This window comes from Pseudovibrio sp. W74 (assembly GCF_001623085.1).
Lineage (GTDB): Bacteria > Pseudomonadota > Alphaproteobacteria > Rhizobiales > Stappiaceae > Pseudovibrio.
The window spans coordinates 1-6,858 of the sequence record NZ_LMCJ01000042.1; the positions used below are offsets into that span (position 1 = coordinate 1).

Below are 6,858 nucleotides of genomic sequence, written 5' to 3' on the forward strand. Positions count from 1 at the left end.
GCTTCGTGATCTGGCGCATCATCAAGAGTTGATTTCAAAGGTGCAATGACAGGCCAAAAGACTGGAGCCCCTGTTTTGGCGCGCCGTGTTGAGATGAACCCATTTTGGTATTGCTGCTTGGCAAGCGTGAGTGCGTCTTGAGGGCCAAGCCCCGTATACATCATCAAGGTAAGGGCAGGGACCATTTGAGGAGGAGCGTGTTTTAAAACGATTCTGCGCTCGTCATCTGTCCAGGGCCTGTTGGCGATTGGCTTGCTTTAAGGACCGGGTTATGATTCCGACGGGAGACGCCTGCTTAAGGTGTTCTCCTGTTCACAGCATAATGCCAGTTTCAGAAGCAAGATCCACTTAACTCTATTGGCTGAAAAACATAGGCCAGCTCTCTCAAAGCCAAGTTGTTTTTTAAGTACAACGTTACTCGTGATTATAATAATACTGGTCGACAGATCGAATTGCCAACGCCTGAATGGTAAGTGAAGGGGCTTCACCGCCACCGGAACTTGGAAAAATGCTAGAATCTGTAATCAGCATGTTGGGGTGGTCGTGGCTACGCCCACTTTGATCCACCACAGAATTGAGCGGATCACTCCCCATGCGACAAGTGCCAAAGACATGTGTCGAAGAAAAGAAGTCATAAGTCCCTTGCTCTAACCGCAGTTGTTTGACACCCGCCTTTGCGATCAGCCTACGACACGTACTTGCCATGAAATTTAACAGCTTTATTTCATTCTCTCCTAACTTAGCATGGATGCGTGGTATTGGAATGCCATTTTGATCAGTTTCACTTGGATGAAGGTCTATGAAAGTTTCGCTATTGGGCAGGCTCTCACCAATTGCAGAAACTGCAACGGCTTTTCCGAAGTACTTGTGCAGTTGTGATTTAGCCTCGTGGCTATGCCCTGAGATAAGATGCTGCATATAGGCTATCGGCCCAGTTAAACCCAGATCCTGTACAGAAGAGGTAAAACGGCAACCACCTATAACATCACGAATTGCATCAGGAGCATTAAAGTCCCAGCAGATAGCATCAGCAGGCAAGCCCATATGCGTGTTCGCGATGTCCTCTGCAAACCCTGCAGCAGACCAGGCAATGAGTTCCATAAAGTTTTTACCAACCTGACCAGAAGAGTTAGCAAGCTGCGAATGAAGCAACAAACGAGGTGTTTGGACTGCACCTGCAGCAAGCACCACTAAGCCTGCTTCAATTACTTCATATTTGCCGTTGTTTGCAAAACGTATTGTATTGATGTGTCCTGTATCATCTGCTTCCATGCGAATGACGCAGCTCAAGGGCTTAATGGTAACACAATTGCTTTGCTCTGCTTGCCGAATGAATGTGACATCAGAAGACCCTTTGTCACCGAGAGGACATCCTCTGCTACAATTTCCGCAATAGTTACATTGTGGCCGGTTCTCATAAGGGATTGAAAGAGCCGCTCGACTATTGGCCTGCCAACGCATGCCAAGTTTAGCTCCTGCCTCCACTAGCCTTGTTGCAGCTGGGCTAAAAGGATGGGCAGGTAACGGGAAGGCTGAAGACCTCCAACACTCCTTCTGGTTTTCTGAACCTGCTACGCCAAGTACCTTTTCCGCAATGACGTAATAAGGCTCCAACTCATCATAAGTGAGAGGCCAATCAGCACCAACTCCAAAGTCACGAGCCAAATTAAAAGAACGAGCGTTCAATCTATGTGCCTCACCGACAAAATGTAGTGTACTCCCTCCAATACCCTGTACATGTTCATAACCGGGGCCAAGTGGCCGGCGAGTGTTCCCGGCTGAGAGGCGGCCTTTTACCGTGTTCCAACTGAAAAGATGTTTGTTTTGCTCTGATACGCGTCCAAGATCCCCAAAGGATACCTGCCCACGACTCCCTGTTTTGCTTGGAAAGTTATGGCGCTCCCAATCGGGTTGCATAAGTTTGTAGTCAGCAGTCGGATTAAATCTAGGGCCAGCATCCAGCAGAAGCACTGTTTTGCCGTGGTGTGCAAGTCGCCAAGCAGCAGCCCCGCCACCTGCACCTGCGCCAATGACGATTGCATCATAAGATTGCTTTAAGTCCATGGCGGCGGATAGCCTCTCGGTTGCGGTGCTTCATACATGGATAGGTGAACACGGGTCTGCGGATTTGCATAATAAAAGTAATACGCAAGGTTTCGTGCAACACCATAAAAAATCACATGCGGGAGTAGTTGGTCACTTTGGGCTAACTGATGTAATAGCTGTTGCTGCTGTGCCGAACGCAAACTCAGAAAGGGCATTGGCTTGAGATCACCTAGCCACTTACAAGTACTTACCATTATTTCACGAAACTTAGAGTTACTTTCTGCGATTATTAGAAATTCATAATGTAGATCAAGGTCTGTTGCTGAGGGGCCAAATTCGTCAGCTGGAATAATGGCATTTAAGAAAGATGCAAGTGTTGAACGGTCATGTGCAGTCATTTGGTGTTGCGAATGGGCTGCCCCTGGCAACGCACAACAAGCTAAAAAGCTTGTAACAAGTTTAAGAGCATCCCTGCGGCGAAGTGAAAAGTAATGTGTTGACGTTTTATCGCTCTCTGACACGGTTACCTCGTTCGAATCCGGTTATTTGGGTTCAATTGAATACGAGCACAAACAAGTACGGAGCTGGCAAAGCACTATTGCCTCAATTGAGGTAAAATACGCTTGTATGCTTAGTATATGAACATGCGGCCAGTCGTTCTGGTTATAGTAGAAAATTTTACGATTAAAAATACTGGTAGACATTACGGAAAAAAGCTCAATTACCAGAATTTAGAACGGTTGAATGTCAATATTTAAAGAGGCGTGGCTACAAGAATTTGATCGTTTTTAAAAATATATGTTGATAATATACAGAAAATAACACCACCCATTGGCAGTTGTCTGCAGCTCGTTTTTTCTCATACGTGTCAATCCTGCAGCACAACGATCTGATGACTTGCTCTCATGTTTCAAGCTTGATTTTAATCATCTTTTCTTCGTTTTTTTCACCCACTTCATTTCAGAATACTCTTTGAGTACTCGTTTAGACAGAGCGTTACATCTGTTTGCGGCATTCATATTAAAAATGCTGCGTTTTAGAGATTCTGGATATTAAAATGAATTTGAGCGATCTGACAAAGTCACTTTGCATGGGAACGGCATTAACTGGCACAATGCTAATCATCCCTTCTGCATTTGCTGGTGGTGCAATGATTATCGATCATGGCGTTCATGAGATTGTAGGAGGTCTCACCCCAACACGACCAAGCCCTTGGGATCTAGGGACTGACGGGTTGGTGGTCGGATCAGTAAGTAATGGTTATGTCACCGTTCAAGATGGAGGTCATCTCAAGACTACCAGTAGTGTTCTCGGACATTTTCGAGGTTCAGAGGGAGCAATCACTGTTTCGGGGGATGGAGCAACCTGGGAGGATACCGGAGTTCTCTTCATCGGTCGTGAGGGGAATGGTTCGTTATTGATCGAAGATGGTGGTAGGGTTACTAGTTTAATGAACTACATTGGTGACGTTTCTGGAGGACTAGGTTCTGTCAGAGTTTCTGGAGATGGTTCGATCTGGGAAGCTGGGGAGTTCATCTCCATTGGCGAGTACGGAGGCAGCGGAGTTCTCCAAGTTTCTGATGGAGGTACTGTAAGAGCTAAAGAGATTTATCTTGGAAGTACCAATAATACATACCATAACAATCAAAGTGCTGAGCTTATTATCGGTGGAGGGTTCATCGAAGATCCTGTAACTAGTGATGTGCTTTTATCACAACCAGTTGCTGCGGGTAGATTGGAAACTGATAAAATAGTTTTCGCGGCACCATCTAGTACGCTTGTTCTGAACCACGTTAATGAAGACTATGAACTCCAGGCCGGCTTTAGTGGTCAGGGTACGATACTAGCAGCTTCTGGTGTCTCAACGTTATCAGGCAGCAATTTTGATCCCAGCACTTTTGACATTACAAATCATAATCCTGAAAACGTACACTCCATAAATGTGTTCGGCGGTGTTCTGAATATCGAAGGTGCCATTTTTGGTGAGATAGGTACAGTCACCTCATCTTCCCATGACACTGCAACAACTAACGTCACTGGAGACTGGTATAATCTGTCTACTATTGTCGGGATGCCTTTGGCAGTAAACAGTCCGAGCAAAGGTGAGTTGAACGTAACAGAAGGCGGGACTGTTGTGTCCAGGACCACCAATGTCGCATACGGGCCAAAGAGCGAGGGTACCATAAATGTTTCTGGTAAAAATAATGAAACAAACAAAGCGAGCCGATTAATATCTTACTACAGTTTAGATGTAGCCAGTAATACTCCCACTTATGAGGCGGGTAAAGGCAACCTCAACATTACTGCGGGGGGGCAGGTGGATGTAGGCAATTTTGTCTTTATTGGGGAACGTGCCTACCATCATGAAATTACCAATGTAGTGACAAAAAGTATTGGGGGCGTCAGCGTAGATGGAGAAGGATCGGCTCTGAACGTCGGCGTGCGTTTCCCAGATTATGACCCCTCACAGCACCCAACTTCTATGAGTGTGTATAATGGTCTCTTGTCAGTCTCTAACGGAGCGAGTGTGAACGCACCCTTTATCTCACTTGGTTCTACTAATGGTCATGGCATTTCAACAAGCGGTAAGCTTATCGTAGGTGCGGCTGCCGGTGAGGCCGCCGTTGCGCCGGGTTACATAAACATCCAAGATATTTTTTTCGAAAGCAGCAGCAGCGCCCTGATATTTAATCATAATATCATAGGAGATCAGCAGTATGAATTTAGCGCTAATCTAAATGGAAATGATATACATATTGAGCAGTACGCTGGGAACACCTATCTGTCCGGAGATAACTCAGGCATAGTGGGTACGTTAAGGCTTGAGGGAGGTCTGCTCGCATTTGATAGTGGCCAGTTTAATATTCAAAGTGGAGCAGCTGTTATCGACAGCACGCTCATTGTCGGTACAAGTAGTGATAAAAAGAGCGCCTCTATCGGTTCTGATATTGAACTTGGATCAGGCGGCTTCCTTGGTGGTCATGGCATAATTGCTGGCAGTGTCATTAACAACGGCGGGATAGTTGGTCCTGGTAACTCCATAGGCAATCTGACAGTTGAGCAGAACTATTCGGGCAAGGGTACATTGGAGATTGAAGTTGCTTCAACCCCGGTAGCAGATAGTTTTGATGTAACCGCAGACCAGCTGAAGGTTAATGGGACTGCTGACTTCAGTCAGACAACCCTCAGCCTTCTGTTTTCTCCACAAGTAGCATCTGGCTGGTCGTTTGACCCCATTGAACCGATGATAGTTGTAGATCTTGCAGGTGATGTGCATGCTGCCAATCACGAGTTTATGGCGGTAATGGATGATCTACTCTTCATGGACACGGCCCTCGATTATACGAGCGGAGATGGCAACGATATCGAATTATCTCTGGTCCGTAATGACATCGATTTCGAAGAGCAAGCGATCACGAAAAACCAACGAGCTACTGCGAAAGCGCTCGCAAGCATCAGGAAAGACACCGACCTTTTCAGGTCTGTGGTTATGAACGTTTCAGATGAGGCAACCGCTCGTGAGTTGTTTGAACAATTTTCTGGCGAAGGTAGTGCAAGTATCCGCAATGCATTGTTAGAGGACACGCTTATATTTCGTCAGGCAATCTCTGCACGTACGCAAGCTTCCAAATCTGCCCTCGCCACAGGAGGCACTCAAAATGCCACGCACGCAGGCTACAGCTTCTGGTCGCAAGGCTATGGCCATTGGGGCAATCAAGACGGAACTGTTGAAGTCTCGGGAGCGACTACAGTTGGAGGCGGACTGCTCATCGGTGTTGATAGTTATGTTTCCTCGGATTTGCAGATTGGCGCCTTAGCTGGATTTGGAAGTTCCTTCACTAAAGTGGGTGATCTTAACACATCTGCAGAGGTGGACAGTTACACCCTCGGTGGTTATGGGGACTACGCTTGGGACAAGCTAAGCGTGAGTGCAGGTCTTATCAATACTTGGAATCAAGCAGCTGTAACCCGTAAGCTTAATGTTAACAACGGCCAACTAAGCGATAAGCTGTCATCCAGACAGAATATAAATGCCTTTCAAGGTTTCGCTGAGGTTGGTTATGGTATCGAGTTTGAAGCCACCAAGCTACAACCATTCATGGGTACAGCCGTTGTCAATGTTTTCTCTGATGGCTTCACTGAGAGTGGACAGGTTGCGGCTCTGAAAGCCGAAAGTCAGAGCAGTACAATTTATTTTGCGACACTGGGGTTACGCGGACAGACAAGTTTCAGTCTGAATGAAACTTCAATTTCAACTTATGGCCTTGTCGCTTGGCAGCACGCTTCAACAGACGGCGTCAAACTTGAACAATCCTTTGTCCAGGGTAGTGATAGCTTCGCCGTTATTGGCTCCCCCTTGGCACAAGATCAAGCGTTGTTAGAAGCAGGTGTTTCCATAGGCTTTGGGCAGGATACGCAACTCGGACTTCACTATGCTGGCCAATTGGCTGCTTCTACTCACAATCATGGCGTGAATGCGCGCTTGGATTGGAAGTTCTAGTGTGATGCCAATTAGAGATTAAGAGCGATGTAACCAAATAAGGCTGCCTTTCAGGTGGTATTTTGACCGCTTTGAAGAGATCTTTCGGTAGAGTTATGCAAGCAAAAATTGAAACGCTCAAATGCCCGCAGTTGGCCTATCTGTATTAGACCTGATCAAAACCCTTATCTGACATGCGGAGGTGTTATTCGCCAATCTTCAAAATAGTACTCTGCCTATGATCTACAGCCGTAATCCAGTAAGTTACATATTGAAATCGCCGGCATTAAGCTTGCTTTGCGAGCCGTGATCGGCGGTTTTTTCATGGCAGG

3 protein-coding genes and 1 pseudogene are annotated in these 6,858 nt (G+C 46.4%); 1 reads left to right on the plus strand and 3 read right to left on the minus strand.

Going from position 1 to position 6,858, the window contains the following annotated elements:
* The 3 genes and pseudogenes from PsW74_RS29140 to PsW74_RS28690 form a co-directional block, all read right to left on the minus strand.
* Positions 1 to 185: pseudogene (locus tag PsW74_RS29140) on the minus strand (integrase); the annotation flags it as partial.
* Between the two features lie 229 nt (positions 186 to 414).
* Positions 415 to 2,064, minus strand: coding sequence for a GMC family oxidoreductase (locus tag PsW74_RS19455; RefSeq protein WP_063288096.1), 1,650 nt, complete (start codon positions 2,062 to 2,064; stop codon positions 415 to 417).
* On the minus strand, positions 2,055 to 2,567 hold the full coding sequence (locus PsW74_RS28690; protein ID WP_153041691.1) for a hypothetical protein: 513 nt from the start codon (positions 2,565 to 2,567) through the stop codon (positions 2,055 to 2,057). Before PsW74_RS28690 ends, PsW74_RS19455 begins: the two co-directional genes overlap by 10 nt.
* Before the next feature lie 536 nt (positions 2,568 to 3,103).
* Between PsW74_RS28690 and PsW74_RS19460 the strand changes: the two genes are divergently transcribed.
* Positions 3,104 to 6,547: an autotransporter domain-containing protein gene (locus PsW74_RS19460; RefSeq protein WP_082830634.1), complete on the plus strand. Its 3,444-nt coding sequence runs from the start codon at positions 3,104 to 3,106 to the stop codon at positions 6,545 to 6,547.
* Positions 6,548 to 6,858: the final 311 nt, after the last annotated feature.

Excerpts from the sequence above, each read along its gene's own strand:
- PsW74_RS19455 (WP_063288096.1), bottom strand. The coding sequence starts at position 2,064 with ATGGACTTAAAGCAATCTTATGATGCAATCGTCATTGGCGCAGGTGCA.
- PsW74_RS19460 (WP_082830634.1), top strand. The coding sequence starts at position 3,104 with ATGAATTTGAGCGATCTGACAAAGTCACTTTGCATGGGAACGGCATTA.